Below are 21762 nucleotides of genomic sequence, written 5' to 3'. Positions count from 1 at the left end.
AAAGCCAGCTTCTGTTGGATTGAGAGATGATACTGGAAGTATTCGGCCCCTCAGGAGCTGGCAAGACGACTTTCACGTCCGGGCTGGTGCCTGTTCTGCGCTGCCACGGGTATCCCGTCGTGTTGCAGATCGGGGACCGGCGGCATCCAATTAGAAGAGCCGCGTTGAAGCTGGCTTATGGTTTGCATTCAAAATGGGTGGGTCAAAATCCGCTGACCACCGAGATATTCGAGCTGTTGCCACCAAAAAGCGACCTCTGGGCAACCCGCCTCAAATGGCATTTCGAGCTCTTGATACAGGTATGGAATGCCGCTCTGACTTCCAACGAAACGATCTCGATCTTCGACCAGGGCATGGTTCAATTCGTCTGCTCGCTGGTTATGTTCAGCGGGGTTACCAACCAAGAAAAGATAGAGCGCGCGCTAGACCTTGTACCCAAACCGAATTTGCTCGTCAGATTACAAGCGCCAAGAGAGATTCTCGAGTCTCGGCTTAGGGAGCGCCAGCGACACCTTGGCATAGTTCAAAGGCTCCTTGAAGTCGATCTTCAGACCAGCCTCGACAACATTCGGCACATCACTCTGGTCGGAGAGCTCGTGGAATCGTTTGGCGTGCCAACGATTTCTATCGACAGCTCGCACGCAAGTGGGCGCGCAGCGGCTCTCGACATGATAGCAAGAGACGCGATCGAAACGATGCAGGGCTCATTCACAAAAAGATCTGAAGTTGAATTCAGATACGGAAAATTACAAGCGACAATGAAGTAGAAAAAACATTGAATACGTGAGTTCAGCTTCATGAAGCCCCGTCAGTTATTCGGCCTTGTTGGAATTCTGGTCTCTTTAAATGCCGTCTCTTCAGATGTGGAGGGAGCCTCAGGTCCGCAGGAGATATCGACAGGGTTCGTGGCGCCGGTAGCGATGCAATTGCCCGAATACCTGCAAGCCGCTTTGGATCCGGCGCCAGGAACAAGCTTCACGCTAATCACGAGACCCGGCCTCCTTGGCAATGACATTGCGTGTCGTAATTATTGTAGCCACCGCTATTCGAGTGCGCAGGCCTGGAATTCGGATCAGAGCCTTCTTGTCATCAGCAACGGGTGCGGAGGCTTGTGTTTCCTTGACGGACAAACTTACGTGCCGCTCTTTCGCCGTGCTCAGTCGGCCGAATGCGAATGGCACCCGCGCGATCCCAATATGATGATTTGCGTAGGCGGTCAGGAAATCTTCACCTGGGCTCCTCGCACAAATCGAAAGCAGGTTCTGTTTGTCTCCACTGACGGCAGCATTCTCCAGTTCGGCCCGTACAAGGGAAATCCAAGTCGCGACGGAAGCCGTATCGCTGTACGCGCCGTTCGACAGGATGGGAAAATGGTCGTCTTTGCATTCGACCTGCTGCAGCGTCGCAAGTTTGCGGAAATCGATCTTGCACAGATAGAGGGATCCAACGGTGCATGCTCGATCTCGCCGCTGGGCATTAACATCGTATGCATTCAAAAGGGTGACGTTGAACACACGTTCATTTTCTCTGTTGATGGCAATTTGCGCCAGCAATGGACTGAGCATCACCGGCCCGGCCACGGCGACATGACGGTCGACGCCGATGGCTGCGAAATATATGTCGGAATCAGCAAGTCAGATCCTGACAAATTCCAGGTCATCAAGCGCAGGCTTGAAGACGGTAAGGTCACCTCGCTGATGAGATACGGCGAAGCACAACACGCATCCCTCAGGTCCCTTGGCAGGCCCGGTTGGGTCTTCCTTAGCTATTCCGGGGATCCGGGTGAAGTCTCGAAGCATCCTGACTGGGCACCCTATGCGCGGGAAATCATTGCGCTGCGCACCGACGGCAGCGGAGAGGTACGACGCATTGCCCAGACGCGAAACGCTCCCTCTGATTATTGGAGTGAGACCCACGCCTCACCTTCGCCAGACGGTTCGCAGGTGATATGGTCCAGCAACTGGGGCCTTCCTGGAGGCCCGGTATACGACTTCGTCACCCGTGTTGACTGGCGACAATACCCCGACAGAGGGCGGGAGGCAGGGACCCCGAACTGCCTTCATTAAGTAGGCCATTTCGGACGATGGCTCGCACCCGAGCGGCCTGTCCAAACACTGCCTGCGGGACCGAATATTGCCCAGCCCCGCCGAACGGGGCAGGCAGAAGACGAGGGCGTACTCTCAGAATTTGGAGCTCATCGCCACGCTGATATCGCTGCCATTCATGCTTCACCCATGCGCCTCAAGCTATTGATTGCTTGAAACCCAGTTCGCCCGGCCCGGCAATTCATTCAAACTGACGAGGAAAGTGTCGGACGCTCGAACTAGGATGGATGCCGTGTTCACGGAAACGGGATGGGACCCGAGGCCTGAGCGCCGTTTGCAACAACAGTGTCAACGCTCAAGTCGGCCCGCTGAGGCAGTTTTCTAGTCCCTAGATGGTTGCTCCCTATACGTCCATGATGCCAGTCGGAGTTGATGGCACTGACAGAAACAGGCCCAGAGGGGTCCAAATGTTGCTCTGTTCGGGCTGCGTCGACGTTTGCCGAAAGATCGCAGACCACGTGAAGCCGGGTGATTGCATAGCATGACAAACCCTTGGGATTGCTGTTGGCGGGGCGCAGGTAAGATGGAGAGACGACAGGATGAAAACGCTTTCCTTTAACCCTGCGCTCTTGGAGCGGCTGGTATGTCCTATGACCAAGGGTTCCCTTGCCTGGAACGCGAACAATGGTGAACTCATCTCAGCGAGCGCCGGGCTGGCTTATCCCGTACGTGACGGTATACCGGTTATGCTCCCGTCCGAAGCGCGGACGATCAGAGCCGCCATCGTGCAATATCGCGCACCCCAGACGTGATCAACGCGCCAGCACACGAGAGATCTGCAACTGACCGGCCATCACAAAACAACGGACTCGGTGCGCTTCAGATCAGGCCCTGGTCTAGCCCGCAAAGTGCTGTTTCCGGCTGGTGCCGACAAAGACGACGGCCCAGTAACAAAGCGCCAGGACTGCTTCCCATGGAGTGGTGTGGTGCCTCGCAAGGCTCGAGACAGCTTTTCGGCTGACGTGCCGAACGATGGCCGATTTCAGGGTGTCTGCGCCGCCAAGAGATCCGCGCTATCGTGGAAACGATATTTGGCGTGCCGCTTCAGATTGACCCGCGTGAGCACGCACGCGATTGGAACAGAATCGGCACCGTCTCTTCTCAGAAAATCCAAAACGCCTCCCGCGATATGGCGTGGCGTCTTGTTCCAACGGATCGCGAAAAGTATCGTGTCGGCCCAACTCGTCAGCAGGCTTGCTTCGGGTCCGGCGAGCCAGGATGGTCCGTTGATGACCACAAGACTGTACTGCGCCCGTAGTTCATCCCTGCATTCGAGGCTGTCAACCCGCGTCAGCAGCCCGAGAAGATCGTCCCCTGACGCAATGGTCATCAGGTCGACGCCGGCGCCAGGGACGCTCACGACTGCGTCCTTCAGGCTGCAGCGAGTACCGACAAAATCACCGAACGATCGATAAGCTTTAGGTCCCCCGGCCTGGCGGATGAACTCTTGCGTAAGCTGATGATGCGAGCACTCAAGATCGATCAGCAGCACGGGGCCACCCAACCGTGTGGCTGCCAAGGCCAGACTCCAGGCAAGTTCACTGGCGCCTTCATAACGAACGCTGGACGCGACAAGAATAGTCTGCGAAGCATTGGTCCGGGCTTGATTTGGCCATGCCCTGACCAGAAGCGACGTCACGGCTCGGCTGTAGGCCGCTTTGGGCTGATCCAGGAGCAATTCCCGCAGCTTCTTCATGGTGACCTTACCGGGCTCCGGCACCATACCGACGCAAGGAACATTGAACGCAGCCTCGGTTTCGGCCTCGCCCCGCAAAGTGCGATTGGAACGATTGTAGATCAACACGAGGGCCGCACCAAGAATGGCAAAACCGATCATGCCGGGTGGGATAAGGAAGATCGGTGGCAACGTCTGCGGCTTTGTCGGCGGCCATGCTGTCGAAAGGATCGAGACGCCTGCCGTTGGAGCCGCAATGCGTCTGGTCAGCTCCTGCTGATGGCTCAAGAGCTCGTTGTATCTCTGAGTGAGCAGAGTTACCTGCGGTTCAAGCGCGCGCAATCCGGAAAGTCTGCCGGCGGTGTCTGCCCCGACCGCATCGAGAACATTTTGACGATTTTCCAGAGTGCTGACCTGAGCCCGATAGGTGTTCACTTCCGAATCGAGCTTGGCAAGCCCTTGCTGGACGGCGTTTTGGATTGCAGAGGCAAGATCCTTGTCCGCAGGGTCACCAGCCTGACGCGCTGCTAGATCCGCCAACTCGGGCGACCCCAATGCTTCGGCGAGAGACGCAACCGGCGCGCCGCTGTTGCGAAGATCATTGGTATGTTCAAGGCGCGATTCCATAGCCCTGAGATCGGCCTTTGACATGGATATCTGCTGGCTTAGATCGGCTCTTTCGCGGGCGGCGTTATCGGCTGAGCCTTGATCTACGGCCCCAGCACCCAGACGGTACTTCTCCAGCCGGTCGATCGCCGCAACGAGATCACTCTGCACCCGCGGCAGACTGGCGATCACCACGTTGAGATCTTGCCTGTCCTCCGCCAATCTCCTCTTTGCAAGCTCGTCGATGTAGACCTGAGCGAATGTATTGGCCACTAAAGCGGCTCGGGCTGGATCCTCGTCCGCGAAGGCGATTGAAATGATCCTCGAGCGCAGCTCCTGCCCAATCCTTATTCTATTGCGCAGTTGCTTGAGGTCGGGGTCGGACGCCCCCTGATCGCTTTGTGGCCAAAGCCGCTCGACAATCCCTGCAGCAATTGTCTGCAGCGATGGAGTTTCCACACGCATTTCGGGAGCTTCAGTCTTCGACGAACCCTGCCCCGGCGCAACGCCTTCGATCGCGTGCAGCGCCGCTGCGACACGTCGCAGATGGCCCTGCGAAGAGAGCATGGTGATGTGATCATCGATACTGGAATCGATGACGTCCTGTGCGGAACCTGCTCCAGGAGCAATGGACACTCGCGCTGGGGCGTCGATGATCAACTGACTCGTCGCCTCAAACATCACCGGCCGAGCGAGACCGAGGATCGCAGCGAGTATCCCGCCGACTATCGCCAGGGCTAGGATAAGCCATTTTTTTCTTGCCCAATCTGCCATCAGCTGATGCGTGGGAGATGATTGCTCGTATTCGCGCCGAGGGCGCAATCGCTGACCGGCTTCCACGACTGCCGGGACAGATGCAGGAACGGACGCGGGAATTTTGATCCGGCTGACGGCGGAACTTGCCATTTTCATACTCCTGCCATGTCGAGTTGGCGCGAATGAGCTGCGCATGGCGTTTTCCTGGTCTCATTTCGCCAGGCCTGAAACATCAGCGCCGACCACAATTCGCGTGAGCAATCTTGCCCCTGCATGTGATTGCGCCAACATCTGTCCACCTTGGAGCTGTCCAGCACCTCATCGCCATCGTGCCGGATGTCGGCCATAAGATCGGTCGCCCAGTTGCGCAGCGACCCCCTTAGCCAGGTGGATACCGGCACGTCGAAGCCTTGCTTCGGCCGCTCGATCAGCCGGTCCGGAACATAGCGACGCAGCAGATTGCGAAGGATCCATTTGCCCTTGCCGTCGCGCACCTTTGCATTGGACGGGAGGCGCCAAGCGAATTCGATCACCCGATGATCAAGCATCGGACATCTTCCCTCAAGCCCGTTGGCCATGGTCGCGCGATCTAGCTTCACCAATATGTCGCCGGGCAAATATCCCGCCATGTCATCGTAGAGGAGCCGTGACAGCAGCCCGTCGAGCTTCGGTATGTTGTGAGCCGGTATGGCCTGCCCGCGGCGAGTGAGGTTTGCCGTCGGAGGCGTTACCAAGCGCTGATACAGATCGTCCTCGTGCCTTGCACCCATCAGGCTGGAGATCCGATTGAGACGATCGCTGCGGAGCATATGACTAATATCCGGTCCGAGAGGAAGCCGGCGCAGCATGTCCTCACGCACTGCGCGGGCGAGGAGGTTCAACCCGGTAGCCATGGTTCGCCGTACTGCAAAGGGCAGCTGTTGGCGGCGCCGCAACCAATCCGCCATAAAGTGACGACCGTAGCCGGCGAAGCACTCGTCACCGCCGTCGCCCGACAACGCTACGGTCACATATTGGCGGGCGAGCCGCGCTACCAGCAGGGTCGGTAATTGGGATTCGTCGGCGAACGGCTCGTCCCATACCTGCGGCAGTTCCGGAATGATATCGAGCGCGGCATCAGGCGAAAGCTGAAGCTGCGTGTGGTCGGTACCCAGATGCCGCGCCACTTCGGCTGCATAGCCACTCTCGTCGAAGCCGCATTCCCCAAACGCGATTGTGAAGGTGCGCACCGGACTGGCGGATTGTGCCTGCATTAGAGCCACCACGGCAGAGCTGTCGATCCCGCCGGATAAAAAGCCGCCTAGCGGCACATCGGCGATCATCCGCTCGCGAACCGCGAGCCGCAGCAGGTCATCGAGTGCGTTGGTGAGATCATCGTCGGCGCCGACGATTTGTTCGGCACGTCCGATCCTGGCGACCTCGGCCAGCGACCACCAATGGTTGACACGCTCTGCAAGCGAAACCGCACTGACAACTTTCGCGAGATCCGAAGATTTGACCGAAAGGAAGGAGCCGGGAGGCAGCTTGAACGCGTTTCGCCAGATGCAGGCCTGATCTGGAACCCAGCCTTGCGACAGCATGGCTTCGGCGGCTTCAAGATCGATCTCGGCTGAGAAGGATGGAAAGCACCTGATTGCCTTGAGTTCCGAGGCGAAGACCAAGGCCCCCCCTGCCAGAGCCACGTAAAGCGGCTTCTTGCCCACCCGGTCCCTGGCAAGGTGAAGAGTTCTGGTTTTGAGATCCCACAATGCGAAGGCAAACATCCCCGCGAGGCGTTTGAGTGCGGCTTCCAGACCCCATAACTCTACCGCGCAAAGCAGCACTTCAGTGTCGCCGGTGCCACGGAATTCGCAGCCCGCATCCTCGAGCTGGCGCCGCAAGTCGCGGAAGTTGTAGATCTCACCATTGAAGGAAATGATGTAGCGACCGGTTGCGGAACGCATCGGCTGTTGACCGGTGCTCGACAGGTCGACGATCGCGAGCCGACGGTGGCCCAAGGCAATGCCGGCATCACGATCAATCCAAAGTCCTTGGCCGTCAGGTCCGCGGTGGCGAAGCGAACTCGTCATGTGCCCGATCGGCTGTAGCGAGTTTGCATCCATGTGGTCCGGCGCGACTAGAATTCCGGCAATCCCGCACATCAACTTACCTCTGCATACCCGGGCCGCTGCCCGACTGCTGGATGCATTCCCGCCACTAGGCAGAACGTCAGCGCAAACCAAACGATGGGATGGCGGATGATCAGATGCGGCAAGCTGAAGACGACCACCGAGGCAAGGAGCACCGAGAGCGCGTCGAAGCGGCTTCGCCAGGCTGACATTGCGGCCGACCCCACGATCCAGACCAGCGCCAGGACCGCCACCAACCCTCCTTGCAGATAGAGATCCAGTATTGTGCTGTGGGCCTCAAATGGGCGCTCCAAGAACTGTTTGTCGGCGACCGGCGGTCGCTCAAGGTGTGGTCCCGGACCAAGGCCAAGCGACCAGGATTGCAGTCCCGTCTCGATCGCCTGCCCCCAAAGAAAAACGCGCAGGTCAAATGTCTCCGCTGTTGCTTCGTCGCCCCCGTCCTTGGTGAGGCTCTTGGCAAACTCGGCCACGCTGCTCTCTTCGGTAACTACGTATGGTGCAGCCGCGATGGCGAGCGGAACTGCACCGACGACGAGCAGCAGGGCAATCTCTCTGGACAAGGTGGCTTTGCCGGAACTTGATGCGAACCACGCCCTGAGCCACAGCCCCAGAAATACGAGACCGCTCAAAACAGTGGTGTAGAGATAGGTGTCGCTTTTGGTCAGCCGTCCGACGTAGAAGATCGGGACAAGGCTAGAGAACGCGAACAACTGAGCCCATCGGCTCTGTGTTGTCGTCGCCAGGTGCAGCGCCAGAGGACCGAAGACCGCGCAATAGAGTGCGAGCTGGTTGGGATTCTCCGACCAGCCTCGCAAGCGGTCCCAATACCATGGCTCGACGTCCGACTGATGGATCCAGCCCCACGCCACCCCAAGCTGAACCAGGAAGGCTCCGGTGGCGATCGCGATCACCCACCAAGCGCTCCGTCGTAAGCGCAATTCCGCATCGGGTTCCAGTGCTGCAAGGCAGGTGACACTCGCCAGCAACACATAAGCCATTGCATCGTGTGATAGTCCCGTCAGATAAAGCACCGACGTGAAGTAGCCGACGAAGGTGCCGACCGCCAAAGTCAGAGACAGAAGCAACCAGAACTTGGCCAATTTCGCGAAGGCCGGCGTGGCTACTATGGAACCGCCCGCCAAAATCCGGCCGAGCGAGAGCATTATCCAAATTATCAGAAAGAGTTCGCCATATCCGAATGGCAGACCTGGGACGGAGATCTGCGATGCGAAAGACAAGGCGACTCCCGCAGCAAGCAATGCGTCCCTCATCATCAGCGCGACTCCCCCATTCTGCTGTTGGAGGGGTGGCGTGCCAAGAATGAAGGGCCGGGAGAGCCATCGGAACGAGCAGCAAGGACGTTCCGGTATAGATCGGAATACTGGTCGACTACCCCGGAAAGGGCGAAGCGCTCTTTGACAAGATCGACGGAACGCCTGCCCATGTTGACGGCGCGCTGGCGGTCAGCGAGCAGGTCGACGATTCGGTTGGCCAATGCATCCGGATCGCGTGGCGCCACAAGATGCCCGTTCCACCCATCCTGGACGACATCAGTGCAGCCCGGCATCCTTGAGGCAACAATGGGGAGCCCTGCAAGCGCGGCCTCCAGCAACACGCGAGGCACTCCCTCACGGTATTCCGTTGGAAAAGCAAACACATCAGCTATACCCAGAAGGGCCGGTATGTCGCAGCGCTTGCCCAAAACCACAACATTGGAACCAAGCTGCCGAATTTTCGATTCGGCGACGGCGAACGGCCCCTCGGACTGCCAAGGTCCGACCAGCACGAAGCGCGCATTCGGGCGTCTGGCCAGAACCTTCGGCACCGCCTTGAGGAGGGTCGGAATCCCCTTCTGACGAGTCAATCTCCCGACAAACATGATGACTTCTGCCGATTCAAGCCCGAATTCCTGGCGAAGCCGCGCGGCTGGTGGCCCAAGATGCTGGGCGGCCGCGAAAGCGCCTATGTCTATGCCGGAACCCGGAATCAGGCAGTTGGTGCCATGGCCTAGCAGCCGGTATCGATGAAAGAACTTCTGATCGTCTCGGTTCTGGAATACCGTCGCCGCCGTCCAAAGGGACGCAAGCCGTTGCAGTCCGATGAAAAGTGGCCGCAGCATCAAGGCGCGCAGCGCAAGGGACGAGAACGTCCACCCCAGTCCGTTGATGGTACGAACAACCGGCACCCGCCCCCGCGCCGCGAGCGGAGCCAAAAGATTTGGCTTTGTGTCGAAGCTCTGCACGATGTCCGGACGCAGCTCGGCGATTAATTCGCGGAGTGCTCTGATTGCGCCGGCTTTCCCGCTGCCATTGCTGAAGCGATCAAACTCGTATCCCTTGTGGGATATCCCGTGCCTCCGGAAAGAGGCGCCGTCGCAAGTCGAAACTGCCGTGATCTGGAAACCTCTCGCACGCAGTTCCAAGAAGAATGGAACTCTCAGAGCGTGATCTTCGCCACCGACGCAGACCAGATGCGGCCTCATTTTGCCGCTCCACTAACACTGCGGCCGGCCAGCAGTCCGACATCGACGGAATCGTAATGATCTCTCATGGCCCGATTACTGTGCGAGAATGCCTAAGTCACGCTAGGGAGGGGTCTAACGTTTGTCCTCGTCCGTTCGAATGATGGACGACGGACCTCTCTTGGCGGGAACTGTAGAACCTCAGTCATCCAGCGCTAAAGAGGAAGCCGCGAGGGCTCAAACCGAAAGCTGTCTTGGCTCCACTGTCGGCCACGCCGTCCTACGCCAGCGGCGGATAGTGCGCGCGCAAGAACCGGCTGGTCAGCGTGTCCTTGCAGCGCGACGCAACTGAGGTCTGCTCAAGGAGCAATCCACTACGGTGCCGGCCTGGTTCGAACGCCGTCATCCGTCCGAACTCTGAGGCTCTCGAGATGAATCCTGGCTTGTCTGGAGTGTTGCAGCAGCATTTGGGAATCGACGCTTTGCCCTGCTATCTACGACCCCACCCATTCACCTCCCGCCAGCCCGCCAAGATCAACCGTGGAAAAATGAACGCGCAAGTTTATCACGTACCGATTTCGCCGGACAAAATAGTTGATCGAGGCCGCGTATCACAAAGATGTCTCACGAACAAAAAACTCCACGTTTCCAGCGCGCTGGGTCCAGAATAGTCGAGGTTAACTCGGTTTTCTTCCACGGCGTTATCCCCGAATTTCACCGCTCTAGCTGCCGGCGAGCGCACTCAACGCCACGATTTTGCTTCATTTTGATTAAAATTCGGATATCTTAGCGACGCCTCATGTTCACGTTATTCACGGGGAAATTGGCCCGAACTGAGAGCATTTCCAAGGTCGGGGTTTCCCCTATTGGCCAAAGCCCAACAAAGCCACGCGGCACTCCTGCGTGAAGAATAAGAGGCAATGAAGACCAAGCAAGTATCGTCCCTTTTACATAGCGCGATGTCGGACTGCGCACCGGGGCTTTTTGGGGTTGGGCTTTTTTCCGCGATGACCAATCTGCTGGCGCTGACCGGGTCGCTCTATATGCTGCAGATCTACGATCGGGTGCTGCCATCCCAGAGCATACCGACCCTGGTCGGATTGACTGCTGGCATGCTGGGTCTCTACGCGGCCTATGGACTGCTCGACCTCGTTCGACTTCGACTGTTGGCCCGCATTGCAAGCCGGCTCTACAAAAATCTCCATCAAAGGGCGTTTGCGCTTTCGATGCTCTTGCCTCTGAAAGCTGGCCGAGAGGCTGACCGGCTGGATCCGCTTCGAGACGTCGAGCACCTGCGTGGCTTTGTTGCAGGATCAGGGCCGACTGTGGTCTTCGATGCGCCCTGGATCCCTTTTTATCTGATGATCATCTACATGCTCCACCCGGCGCTCGGCGTGCTCGCGACAATTGGTGCTGTTGCAGTGGTTGCAATAACCGCGCTTGCCGAAATTTTCGGTCGCAGGCCGGCCAAGCTGACCTCAGAGGCAATGATATCGCAACGCGCACTTGCCGAGTCCGGGCGGCGCAATGCCGAGGTCGTTTACGCGATGGGCCTACTGCCCAGGCTGGCGGGACGCTGGAGCGAACTCGTTCTTGGTTATCTGGCGCACCAAGAGCGGCTGTCCGACATCATTGGCGGAACTGCTTCGTTGTCAAAGGCGCTAAGGATGTCACTGCAATCGTGCGTGCTGGGGCTTGGCGCCTACCTGGTGATCGGCGGCGAGGCGTCGCCAGGCGTCATCATTGCTTCATCGATTTTGCTTGGCCGTGCGTTGGCTCCGGTCGACGCAGCGATCGCAAACTGGAAGGGCTTCCTGTCCACCCGACACAGCTATTTCCATCTCAAGGCTACGCTGGAGGCATTCGAAACTGCGGCCGACCCCATGGAATTGCCGCCACCGCATACACAGCTGACCGTCGAGAGACTGACTGTAGCTCCGCCTGGCATGCCGAAGCCGACGGTGCTCGATGTAAGCTTTCGCCTTACCAGCGGCGCCGGCATGGCCATTGTCGGCCCAAGCGGCTCAGGCAAGACCACCCTCGTGCGGGCACTGGTCGGAGCCTGGGCTCCCCTCCACGGCAAAGTCCGGTTGGACGGAGCCTCGCTCGACCAATGGAACCCGCGCTCGCTTGGCTCACACATCGGTTACCTGCCACAAGACGTTGAACTCTTCGACGGAACGGTTGCGGACAATATTTCGAGGTTCGGCGGAAAGAGCGACCCGAAAGGTATCCTTGCCGCCGCGAGGGCTGCAGGCATCTATTCGTTGATCATGAGCTTGCCGGAGGGCTTCCAAACGCGCATCGGCGACGGAGGCAGGGCCTTATCGGCTGGCCAAAGACAATTGATTGGCCTTGCCAGGGCGCTCTATGGTGACCCATTTCTTGTTGTTCTAGATGAGCCGAACTCAAACCTCGACGTTGAAGGCGACGCCGCGCTTGCCGGTGCGATCCTGGCGGTGCGACAGCGTGGGGGCATCGTCATCGTGGTTGCGCACCGTCCCTCCGCTCTCACCAACATCGATCAGGTATTGGTGCTGGCTGATGGTATGGTCAGGACGTTCGGCTCTCGCGAAGAGGTGTTGGCTGGCATCGTGCGCCCGCCCCCTTCCCCCGCGCATCGTCCGTCCGCGGCTATGCCCATTCGAACTGGTGTTAGCGGACATGCGTGACGTTCTGCCTCGCTTGCTTTCGTACCTTCCATTTTCCGCCTGGCCCGATGCCGGCTCGTGCTCGAAGACCTCGAAAGAGCTTACACCGACGGGCGACCTCGGACCCAGCCTGACGCTGGGGCTGACGGTCACTTGCCTGCTGGTCGTAGGCGGAGGGCTATGGCTCGGTTTGACCGAGATTGCGGGCGCAGTGATCGCACCGGCAACTGTAGTCGTGGAAAGCGACACCAAGAAGGTACAGCACCAGACGGGTGGCACCATCAGTGGAATCTATGTGCAGGACGGCGACCATGTCCGGGCAGGTGCCGTGTTGGTCCGGCTGGACGACACGCTGGCTCGGGCAAACCTCGAGATCATCAGCGAAGATCTAGACCGCACCACGGTGCGACTTGCTCGACTTGAGGCTGAACGTCAAGGGCTGTCGACAATGCGGATCCCAAGCGGCCTGCAGGCCGACATGGGCAATCCGAACGTGGTGGCGCTGGTCAACGGCGAGCGTACTCTGCTCGAAACAAGGGCATCGGAACTGGCCGGTGAGAAAACGCTTCTTAGAAGCCAGACCGAGCAGATTGAGCGTCAACTCGAGGGCCTCAAGGCTCAGCAGGCCGCGATGGACGAATCCGCTACCTTGCTCGGCCGCGATCTCAGCGATGTTGATACCCTGTATTCCAAAAAACTGGTCTCGAAAGAGAGGCTCAGCAATGTGAGGCTTGAGGCCACAAGAGCGAAAGGCGAGTCAGGGCGTCTGGCCGCGGCTGTAGCGGAAGCACAGGTCAAGATCACAGAAACCGAATTGCAGGTTCTGCAACTTGACGAGCAAACGCGCAGCGAGGTGACCAAAGAGCTGCATGAAACAGAAGCCAAGCGAACCGAGCTCGACGAGCGCAAGATCGTCGCGGAGAACGAGCTGTCCAAAACCGAAATCCGCGCCCCGCAATCGGGAACGATACAACAATCCACTGTTCACACGATTGGCGGTGTAATCGCTCCAGGGGAATTGCTGATGACGATTGTCCCTGATGCGGACAACCTCGTAGTAGACGCGCGCATCCCCCCCTCCCAGGTTGACGAAGTCCATTCGGGTCAGCAAGTCTCAATTCGCCTCACGGCGTTCGATGCGGGCACGACACCGGCGTGCAGTGGCAAGGTGAAATGGATTTCGGCAGACCTGATCAAGGATCAGCAGCACCAGCTCTCCTATTTCTCGGCACGCATCAGTGTACAAGACAAGACCGATTGCCTGCCCGACGCAAAGGTGCTCAAGCCGGGTATGCCGGCCGAGGTTCACGTAAGAACCGGCCGTCACAGCGTCTGGTCCTATCTTCTGAAGCCACTCACGGATCAGATGTCACGTGCATTCCGCTAAACCCACACTGCTTGCAGTGGGCTAGCCAGACAACGCGACAGCTCTCCTCCGAGACCAAAAAACAGGCGGCGAGAACCAGCTCACTATGTAGATGATGCTGAGAGGACGACGATAGGCAAATACGAATGTTCTGGATCTCAGCAGCTCCTGACATCCTTCGTTCGCATGGCATTCAGCCTTGCAAACCCTGATATAACAATGCCAGCCGGCGACCTGTAGCTAGTCCGTGCCCCCGCCGGTCAGACCCGGCTCGCGGCTCCCCCGCCTTGAGCCGGGCCGCCTGATCAGTTACGGAACGGGATCCGTAGGAGCCGACAGTTCAATGCAACCGCTAGCGCGTCTGACTCGACCGTAGAGACGAAGCCTGAACTGGGCAGGGTGAGCGTGTGAGCGGTAGCGCTCTCTGCCGAACGCCGCCCGCGGAGATCTGCAACTTGCGAAATCGGCTCCGCCAACTTCCCTCATAATCTCGCTCGACGCTACTTTCACTCCTCAATTGTGGACCTGGCCGGCATCCGCTTTGGGGCCGAAAGGGGTGGTCAGCTTATGGCGTCGACCAGCCAATGCAGGCCGTTCGCCCAAGTAGAAAGACTGAAAGTCTCTAACTCGCCCTAGGCGGTTTTTTCAGATTGGACCCCGCTGGTGGCGTTGTGGGCATGTAGTGGGCCTGGATCACATGCGGCGCCAGATCTGAAAGCTGGGCAAGGCGGTCCATCTCGCATTCAGCAGGTTGCCTGGGGCTGAGCTTAGCTCAATAGCGAAGTCGAGTTCTGAGGCTTAACGCGCGTGCCTCTCCTACGGCTCTTCTTGGCCAGATCGGCAAGGATCGCGGTGGCCGCGTAAATTCAGGGGCTATTTGCGTGTAACCCCTTCGACACGCAGCCGCATCGCCTGGCCCTGCGCAAAGTTCCAAGCCCATTCCTCTCCAAAGGAGCGAACGACAGGATCAAACCCTGGCTCTTCGATGGCAATGCCATTGGTGGTCCAACTGCGTGACTGAACCGCCTTCAGCGGCGTTGTGTTGGTGGCGGTGCATAGCGACGACCATAACAGAGGAATTTGGCCCGCCGCCAAGCGAAAGTGTCCACCTCCCTACAGGCAGCGGGCCGTCAGAGTCGCGGTCATGTTCGTGCTAGCCGCTCGAATTGCTCTCAATAACAATGGTTAGTTTGCAGCCGGGATTAGCGTGCAATTTGATCACAAAAGTTGCCTTTTTTTTAATGAAAGGCCCACCACGGGAGCACAGCGGTGGGCCTGATATGGCACTAGGGATGGACAGCCGATTTTAAGGGAGGTTGGATCGACCGCCCGACACCGAACTACGAGATGCGCCTCGTGTTCCAGCCTAATCTCCCTTCAATTTTTGCCAGGCGCTACGGGCAGGAGCTTGTGCATCACCCGGTCGAGCATCGTCAGGGTAGATGACCTCTATGAGTGATTCATGCATGGCACACTCCCGGGAACCCAGCGACCCGGCGTGCTTATGTGGTGACACAGGATTTGCGGGCCGGGTCAGTCTGACGGCGGAGCCCCCGGACAGGCTAAGGCTGCACCTTCCACTGAGTGTCGCTTTAACAAATTGCGGATGATGATCTGCAGGGCAACCACCGGCTTTGATCGAACCGTCGGTCACGCTCCCATTGCGGCCACCGACCGGCACAATTGCCTTGAATACAGCAACCGTGCTTTCCACCATTGATCGCCATGCACCTTGTTCAGATTCTACTCCCATGCATGGACAACGAAGGGCGGCCTTTCGGGCAGGAAGACTTCGAGAGGGTAAAGGAAGAGCTGGCTGGCCGTTTCGACGGCGTTACCGCTTACCTCCAGGCTCCTGCGATGGGCTGCGGAGAAAAGGGGCCGAGTCAAACGCCGACAAGATCGTCATCTTTGAAGTCATGACCGACGAGATCGACCTCGACTGGCGTGATCGTCGCATGGCTCTCGAGCGGCGTTTCCGGCAGGAGAAGGTGATCATCCGCCATATGCCGATCACGTTGATCTAGCGCCGGCTCTGCCAAAAGGAGCTTGCTTGCTGTGATCCAGGCCCGACAAGGCGCTGGGGAGGGACGCGCTATCGAAGCAGTGTCCCGCAGCGAGCCTTGGGATTAACTCGGGAGCCCGCCGACCACGCCCAACGGCAAGGGGGATTCAGCGCAGCAGCCCTTTCTCCTGGAAATCTTCCCAGCCACGCATCTTGGACCGGGGATCCTCGTCTCTGCTGCTGGTACTTTGCTCCTGCCGCCTGCCCCCTTCTTCTTTGCGCGCTTCAGGGCTGCCTTCGCGGCGGCGCGCTTCCAGTTCTCGGCCGCCGCCGCGGCGTCTTCTTCGCGCCAGACGGTGACAACATCGCGATCGAGCACATCCTCGATGTGGTGTGGATCGAAGAGACATGGAAGGTGATCTTTCGCGCGCGGCCCCGGAGTTTGACCGTTCTGGTCCCAGCACTCTGCAAGAGACCATCTTTCAGCCAGCGGTGCCGCTCCCCAGATGAAATTGTAAGAATGTCCTAGGCTTCACGCGGGATAACCGGAAGTCCGTCGACATCCCGAATCGCGTTGGAAACAGTCGCCTTTGCCGCCTCGACATCCGCATCCGAACCCTCCGGCAGCCGCAGAGAGAGAACTCTTGAGTCGATATGAAGGAGCTTTCTCAACGCCGCTGGTAGGCGGGCATTCCAGAAAGATACCCCGCGCCCGGACCGACGATCCAAGCGTCGCAACCGACGACAGCGGCCACTCTGCAATTACCCTTGTATTTCGGCTCGTTTGTTCGCCGCACAGCCATCAGCTCTAGATAGGTCTTTAGCCAACCTAACTCAACGCGCGAGCGGAGGTGCGCAGGCTCCTACGAGGTGTGGCAGGATCCCCGGACTGAAATGGATGCTGGCATCTCCTCGCTCTCTCGACAACAGCCGATGGAGCGAATTGGCAAACAGGGAGTTAGGCTGCCTATACGGGAGACACAGAAATGAATCCCAAACGCGCCCCTCAAACCATGGGCTCCGTCACGCCCACGACCCCGGCGGCGGAGGGCCTCGCCCCTGCCCTGGCGCGGAATATAGAGGCACTGATCGAGAGACGAAAACGTGACGCCGAAACAGGGTCCTTGGAGGAACGCACGGCTGCTGCCATCAGCAGATTCGCCGGCAGCATGGCCTTCGTCTACATCCACCTTGCCTTCTTTGGAGCATGGATTGCACTCAATCTCGGCGTCGTGGCCTTTATCAAGCCGTTTGATCCATCCTTGGTAATCCTGGCGATGTTTGCTTCGGTCGAGGCCATTTTCCTGTCGACGTTCGTGCTGATCAACCAGAACCGCATGGCGGCCGAGGACGATGCCAGGGCGGACCTCGATCTTCAGGTCAGCCTTCTTAACGAACATGAGACGACCAAGCTCATCGAGCTGGTGGAGGAGATTGCCAAGCGCCTGGACGTCAATACCGACGCAGACGACGAGTTGAAGGAGCTCAAGCGCGACGTGGCACCGGAAGTTGTTCTGGACAAGATCGAAGAGGTGGGCGAGCGCAAAACGCCGACTTGAGCTGCGCAGTTCTCACGCAGTCCTGACCGGGGCTCGCTTAACCGCATTCCGCCCAGTGAGGCGCGGGCAGGCACAGGGAACCGGCGGTTATTTTTGGCGTTGTTCCGGGTTGCCGCCGCCGGCACTGCCCGGCGCATCTATTATGAGGGGAAGCAACGTGGCTGATGACCAAGACGGAACCACAAGCGGCGTTGATCATGTTGAAGACTCGGGAGAAAGGCGCATATCGACGGGCAGCGAGGGGCTGGACGATATTTTAGGCGGCGGGTTTGACCCCGACCGGATGTATCTTTACGAGGGCCGCCCCGGCACCGGCAAGACGACAATAGCGCTTCAGTTCCTGCTCGAGGGGGTCCGCCTCGGCGAACGCGTGCTCTATATCACTCTTTCGGAAAGCCAACGGGAGCTGGCCTTAGTTGCCAAGCGGCACGGTTGGACCCTGGACGGAATTGACATTTTTGAACTGGTGCCGCCGGAAACGTCGTTGGATCCCGACCGTGAACTGACGATCCTACACCCTGCCGAGGTCGAACTGAGCGAAACGACCAAGCTAGTGTTTGACAAGGTTGCCGCCCTTGATCCCACGCGCGTGGTGTTCGACAGCTTGTCGGAGCTGCGATTGCTGTCTCAGAACTCGCTGCGCTACCGGCGACAGGTTCTCGCCTTGAAGCATTTTTTCACTGCACGCCGTTGCACGGTCGTTTTGCTGGATGACCTTTCGTCGTCGGATACCGATCTGCAATTGCACTCGATCTGCCATGGCGTGATCAACCTGGAACAACTCGCGTTGGACTATGGCGCGGAACGGCGTCGCATTCGAGTCGTCAAGATGCGAGGGATTAAGTTTCGAGGTGGCTATCACGATTTCACAATCGTAAAAGGCGGCCTTAGAATCTTCCCTCGCCTCGTAGCTGCGGAGCATCACAGGAAGTTTGTCGTCGAACCGGCGCTGAGCGGGAATGCCGAACTGGACAAATTGCTCGGCGGGGGGATCGAGCGGGGAACAAACGCGTTGTTCATCGGCTCCGCCGGTGTTGGAAAATCGTCCCTCGCCTTGACTTTCGCCCTAGCTGCGGCTCGGCGGGGTGAGCACGCCGTGTACTTCGCGTTTGACGAGGGCCGCGGCACGATTGAGGCGCGGGCACAGACATTGGGGATGCCGCTCGATCAGGCACTGAATGATGGAACCCTAAGACTTCAGCAGATCGATCCGGCCGAGCTTTCGCCCGGAGAATTCGCCGCCGGAGTGCGCGCGAGTGTCGAGCGGGACAAGGCCAGAGTTGTCGTCATCGACAGCCTGAACGGCTATCTGAACGCGATGCCTGACGAGCGCTTCTTGATCCTTCAAATGCATGAGTTGCTCAGCTATCTTGGGCAGCAAGGCGTGACCACCATCCTCATTCTCGCGCAGCATGGTCTCGTTGGCCCGATGGATACCCCTCTCGACATCAGCTATCTGAGCGACGCCGTGCTCATGCTGCGCTACTTTGAGTTCGGCGGCTCGGTCCGGCGCGCACTTTCGGTGGTGAAGAAGCGCAGTGGCAATCACGAGCATACGATCCGGGAATTCCAACTGACGCCAAAGGGCATTGCACTCGGTCCGCCGCTCACGCACTTCTCCGGAGTCTTCTCGGGGACACCGACCTATACCAGCGACAAAGAACTGCCGATGGTGCACGGTGCCAACAATCAGGCCTGAAATGGACAGCGGCGCAGTTCTTGTCCTTGCCCCAATCGGGCGAGATGGGCCAGCGGCGGTCGAGATTTTGTCGCGCATCGGAATCTCAGGGATCGTCTGTGCTGATTATGGCGCATTGATCGAGCGCCTTGGCCCGCAATGTCTTGCCGTCATCGCCGCCGAAGAAGGTCTCTACGGTCGCGATCTCAGCAACTTGATCCGCTGGACCAAGGATCAGCCGGTCTGGTCGGACCTTCCTTTCATCATTCTCACAAGCCACCTGTCCCATCAGAGGGCCACAGCATGGCGAGCCGGGCTTGTCTCGTCGCTCGGAAATGTCACGCTGCTGGAGCGGCCGGTCGAGTCAATTACGCTCACCAGCTCGACCAGGGCAGCACTGCGTGCCCGTCAGCGCCAGTACGAGCTCAGAGGGTTGTTAAGCGAGCTGGAGCACGGAAATGAGCGCTTCCGCCTGATCGTCGAGAATGCCCGAGACTACGCCATCATTTTAAGCGACCCCGACGATCGCATCGTCGATTGGCTGCCCGGGGCTGCCGCGGTGTTCGGCTGGAGCGCAGACGAAATGCTGGGCAAGCCGACCTCCTCGATCTTCACACCCGAAGATCAGGCACACGGGGTTCCCGAACAAGAACTCAGCCGGGCGCGCTCTGAAGGTGTCGCTCCCAACGTCCGTTGGCATAAAACCAAAGACGGTGGCCGCGTTTTCCTTGACGGCCAGACGGTTGCACTCCGCAACGATGACGGAACCATTCGTGGGTTCATGAAGATCGGCAAGGACATCACCGACCGCAAGCGCAACGAAGAGCGCCAGGCGGTGCTGACGGCTGAGCTACAGCATCGGGTCCGCAACGTTCTTGCCATGGTCGCTTCGCTGGTTAAGAGAGGCGACGCGACCGGCTCCACCCAGGAGTTTCGTGAACGGTTGAGCGGGCGAATTGCCGCCATGGCGCGCACTCAGACGCTACTGACACGCGGAGCCGCGGAAGGTGTGGAACTGGACGGCATCGTGCGTGATGAACTCCTGGCGCAAGCCGCCGATGCGTCCCGGATTTCGGTCGATGGACCTTCCGTCATCCTGATGCCAAAGGCGGCCGAGGTCCTGACGTTGGCAATTCACGAATTGGCGACCAACGCCGCCAAGTACGGTGCCATTGGCGCGCCGCAGGGTAAAGTCATCGTTCACTGGCGGCGACAGCCGCGGCAGGGCCGGGATTGGCTGGAACTGACGTGGCAAGAGATCGGCGTCGAAGTTTCGCCAGGTCGGCAGACGCGGAAAGGCTTCGGAACTGAGCTAATCACCCGCCGCGTGCCATTTGAGCTCAAGGGTGTGGGTGAGATGCAGCTTACCGAAACCGGGCTGTTGTGCCGCATTTCGTTTCCTCTACAGCCGAGCGAAAGCGTGCTGCAGACTGACGTGCCCGCAGAGCGCGGCGAGGAAAACAGGAGGAGTTCATGAGCTTCGACCTGCACGGCCGAGCAGTGTTGGTTGTCGAGGACGACTTTTACCTTGCCGATGACACTCGACAGGTGCTCGAAGACGCCGGGGCCAAGGTGCTGGGTCCTGTCAGCGCAGCCGACGAGGCTCTCTCGCTGCTGGAGCTTCAGAGGCCGGACTACGCCGTGGTGGACGTTAACCTCGGCGCTGGTCCGAGCTTCGGGCTGGCCTCCGCCCTCCAGGCACGGGGAATACCTTTTGTCTTCCTTACCGGCTATGACCCCGACATCATTCCGGCCGAGTTCAGGAACGTTCCCTGCCTGCAAAAGCCGGTAGACCCTGAGAAAGTGCTCGTGACGATTATAACTCTCGAAAGCGGCGCTCCGAACCTTTCCGGGAAATAGCGACGACGCAGATCCTGACGTTCAGTCTTGGTGATGCAAGGGGGGTTGACAGACCCTCCCAAGCTTGCGTTTGTCTCGCTCGAGGGGGCGAAGAGAGACAAAAGCGCACGTCAATGATTCAGAGAAACCCATGCTTTCCGTTTGTGCGATTGGACGCCGCATGGATGTCCACATGAAGCTCTGGCCTACGCAAATACAATGGCCCATGGGGAGCAAACCGTCTTCGATGGCTGTGTAACAAACTGCGTAACAAGCGATAAAAAAATTTAGCGATTTCAGCGGTTTAAGCGCGAATTCGAAGGACGCCCAGTCGGCTAGAGTCTTTCACGTTTTGACGGAAGCGTATCCGGCGTTTTCGAAGTATTTGTTGCATTCGGCCGCCTCGACGGTTTCGACGAGGTGTCCGATGTGGCGCCAAGTGTCTTCGACGGTGCGTTTCTGGGCCTGGCGCATCCAGTGCTTGATCTTGGCGAAGGCCTGCTCGATCGGATTGAGGTCGGGTGAGTATGGCGGCAGGTACCAGAGCCTGGCGCCAGCGGCCTTGATCATCTGCCTGACGGCTGCGGATTTGTGGCTTCCCAGGTTGTCCATGACGACGATATCGCCGGGCTTCAGCACGGTGATGAGCTGCTGCTCAACATAAGCGCGGAAGCATTGGCCGTTGATCGGCCCGTCGAAGACGCAAGGTGCCGCGAGCCGATCCCAACGCAGCGCGCCGAGGAAGGTCAGCGTGCGCCAGTGGCCGTGCGGAGCCAGGCCGCGCAGCCGCTGGGCCTTCGGCCCCCAGCCGCGCAGCGGAGCCATGTTGGTCTTGATCCAGGTCTCGTCGATGAAGACCAGACATTGGGGATCGAGGCGTAAGCGGTGTTCTCAGGCCACGGCCTTGAGCTCGAGCTTGTTGATGTAGACCC

The 21762-nt window shown here is 58.9% G+C and carries 13 protein-coding genes and 2 pseudogenes; 9 read left to right on the top strand and 6 right to left on the bottom strand.

Translation table 11 applies throughout. The annotated features are described in order from the left end of the window. Window positions 1-26 precede the first annotated feature (26 nt). The 3 genes from E5X34_RS15795 to E5X34_RS15785 all read left to right on the top strand — a co-directional run bounded on the left by E5X34_RS15795 (window position 27) and on the right by E5X34_RS15785 (window position 2857). Window positions 27-767 carry a hypothetical protein gene (locus tag E5X34_RS15795; RefSeq protein WP_292566342.1) on the top strand — a complete coding sequence of 247 codons (741 nt, stop codon included), beginning with the start codon at window positions 27-29 and terminating at the stop codon, window positions 765-767. Window positions 768-797: 30 nt separating this feature from the next. Further along, window positions 798-2066, top strand: a complete 1269-nt coding sequence (locus E5X34_RS15790; RefSeq protein WP_292566339.1) for a hypothetical protein — start codon at window positions 798-800, stop codon at window positions 2064-2066. A gap of 578 nt (window positions 2067-2644) precedes the next feature. Next, the gene (locus E5X34_RS15785) at window positions 2645-2857 is read left to right on the top strand and encodes a Trm112 family protein (protein WP_292566337.1); all 213 of its coding nucleotides are present in this window, start codon (window positions 2645-2647) and stop codon (window positions 2855-2857) included. 230 nt (window positions 2858-3087) lie between these two features. Here the strand turns inward: E5X34_RS15785 and E5X34_RS15780 are convergent, their stop codons facing one another. From E5X34_RS15780 to E5X34_RS15765, 4 genes are read right to left on the bottom strand one after another with little or no spacing between them, the layout of a single operon-like run. Further along, the gene (locus E5X34_RS15780) at window positions 3088-5292 is read right to left on the bottom strand and encodes an exopolysaccharide transport family protein (RefSeq protein WP_292566335.1); all 2205 of its coding nucleotides are present in this window, start codon (window positions 5290-5292) and stop codon (window positions 3088-3090) included. Between the two features lie 2 nt (window positions 5293-5294). Continuing rightward, a complete protein-coding gene (gene asnB / locus E5X34_RS15775; RefSeq protein ID WP_292566333.1) occupies window positions 5295-7283 on the bottom strand; it encodes an asparagine synthase (glutamine-hydrolyzing) in 1989 nt (662 codons plus the stop codon). Next, a complete protein-coding gene (locus tag E5X34_RS15770; RefSeq protein WP_292566330.1) occupies window positions 7283-8545 on the bottom strand; it encodes a polymerase in 1263 nt (420 codons plus the stop codon). Before E5X34_RS15770 ends, asnB begins: the two co-directional genes overlap by 1 nt. Next, entirely contained in the window at window positions 8545-9753 is a 1209-nt protein-coding gene (locus tag E5X34_RS15765; protein WP_292566327.1) for a glycosyltransferase family 4 protein, read from the bottom strand. Before E5X34_RS15765 ends, E5X34_RS15770 begins: the two co-directional genes overlap by 1 nt. Window positions 9754-10652: 899 nt before the next feature. Here E5X34_RS15765 and E5X34_RS15760 point away from each other — a divergent pair. Then, the gene (locus tag E5X34_RS15760) at window positions 10653-12404 is read left to right on the top strand and encodes a type I secretion system permease/ATPase (protein ID WP_292566324.1); all 1752 of its coding nucleotides are present in this window, start codon (window positions 10653-10655) and stop codon (window positions 12402-12404) included. Next, window positions 12397-13770 (top strand): HlyD family type I secretion periplasmic adaptor subunit, encoded by a 1374-nt coding sequence (locus E5X34_RS15755; RefSeq protein ID WP_292566322.1) that lies wholly within the window; start codon window positions 12397-12399, stop codon window positions 13768-13770. Before E5X34_RS15760 ends, E5X34_RS15755 begins: the two co-directional genes overlap by 8 nt. Before the next feature lie 2151 nt (window positions 13771-15921). On the opposite strand, the pseudogene E5X34_RS15750 reads toward E5X34_RS15755, so the two are convergent. After that, window positions 15922-16517 (bottom strand): annotated as a pseudogene (locus E5X34_RS15750) (hypothetical protein). Window positions 16518-16740: 223 nt separating this feature from the next. Between E5X34_RS15750 and E5X34_RS15745 the strand changes: the two are divergent. The 4 genes from E5X34_RS15745 to E5X34_RS15730 all read left to right on the top strand — a co-directional run bounded on the left by E5X34_RS15745 (window position 16741) and on the right by E5X34_RS15730 (window position 20851). Beyond that, on the top strand, window positions 16741-17313 hold the full coding sequence (locus E5X34_RS15745) for a DUF1003 domain-containing protein (RefSeq protein ID WP_292566319.1): 573 nt from the start codon (window positions 16741-16743) through the stop codon (window positions 17311-17313). A gap of 223 nt (window positions 17314-17536) precedes the next feature. After that, window positions 17537-19012, top strand: coding sequence for an ATPase domain-containing protein (locus tag E5X34_RS15740; RefSeq protein ID WP_292566598.1), 1476 nt, complete (start codon window positions 17537-17539; stop codon window positions 19010-19012). A 1-nt stretch (window position 19013) separates the two neighbouring features. Next, complete coding sequence (locus E5X34_RS15735) at window positions 19014-20468, top strand: sensor histidine kinase (RefSeq protein WP_292566317.1); 1455 nt, start codon at window positions 19014-19016, stop codon at window positions 20466-20468. Next, window positions 20465-20851, top strand: coding sequence for a response regulator (locus E5X34_RS15730; protein WP_292566315.1), 387 nt, complete (start codon window positions 20465-20467; stop codon window positions 20849-20851). Before E5X34_RS15735 ends, E5X34_RS15730 begins: the two co-directional genes overlap by 4 nt. A 324-nt stretch (window positions 20852-21175) precedes the next feature. On the opposite strand, the pseudogene E5X34_RS15725 reads toward E5X34_RS15730, so the two are convergent. Then, window positions 21176-21703, bottom strand: a pseudogene (locus E5X34_RS15725) (IS630 family transposase); the annotation flags it as partial. Between the last annotated feature and the right edge of the window lie 59 nt (window positions 21704-21762).

This window comes from Mesorhizobium sp. (assembly GCF_004963255.1).
Taxonomy (GTDB): Bacteria; Pseudomonadota; Alphaproteobacteria; order Rhizobiales; family Rhizobiaceae; genus Mesorhizobium.
This window is presented reverse-complemented; position numbering and strand designations above follow the sequence as displayed.

What these genes read in the sequence shown, in the direction of transcription:
- E5X34_RS15730 (WP_292566315.1), top strand. Translation starts at nt 20,465, where the DNA reads ATGAGCTTCGACCTGCACGGCCGAGCAGTGTTGGTTGTCGAGGACGAC.
- E5X34_RS15745 (WP_292566319.1), top strand. Translation starts at nt 16,741, where the DNA reads ATGAATCCCAAACGCGCCCCTCAAACCATGGGCTCCGTCACGCCCACG.
- E5X34_RS15770 (WP_292566330.1), bottom strand. Translation starts at nt 8,545, where the DNA reads ATGATGAGGGACGCATTGCTTGCTGCGGGAGTCGCCTTGTCTTTCGCA.
- E5X34_RS15785 (WP_292566337.1), top strand. Translation starts at nt 2,645, where the DNA reads ATGAAAACGCTTTCCTTTAACCCTGCGCTCTTGGAGCGGCTGGTATGT.
- E5X34_RS15760 (WP_292566324.1), top strand. Translation starts at nt 10,653, where the DNA reads ATGAAGACCAAGCAAGTATCGTCCCTTTTACATAGCGCGATGTCGGAC.
- E5X34_RS15790 (WP_292566339.1), top strand. Translation starts at nt 798, where the DNA reads ATGAAGCCCCGTCAGTTATTCGGCCTTGTTGGAATTCTGGTCTCTTTA.
- E5X34_RS15755 (WP_292566322.1), top strand. Translation starts at nt 12,397, where the DNA reads ATGCGTGACGTTCTGCCTCGCTTGCTTTCGTACCTTCCATTTTCCGCC.
- E5X34_RS15765 (WP_292566327.1), bottom strand. Translation starts at nt 9,753, where the DNA reads ATGAGGCCGCATCTGGTCTGCGTCGGTGGCGAAGATCACGCTCTGAGA.
- E5X34_RS15795 (WP_292566342.1), top strand. Translation starts at nt 27, where the DNA reads ATGATACTGGAAGTATTCGGCCCCTCAGGAGCTGGCAAGACGACTTTC.
- asnB (WP_292566333.1), bottom strand. Translation starts at nt 7,283, where the DNA reads ATGTGCGGGATTGCCGGAATTCTAGTCGCGCCGGACCACATGGATGCA.
- E5X34_RS15735 (WP_292566317.1), top strand. Translation starts at nt 19,014, where the DNA reads ATGGACAGCGGCGCAGTTCTTGTCCTTGCCCCAATCGGGCGAGATGGG.
- E5X34_RS15780 (WP_292566335.1), bottom strand. Translation starts at nt 5,292, where the DNA reads ATGGCAAGTTCCGCCGTCAGCCGGATCAAAATTCCCGCGTCCGTTCCT.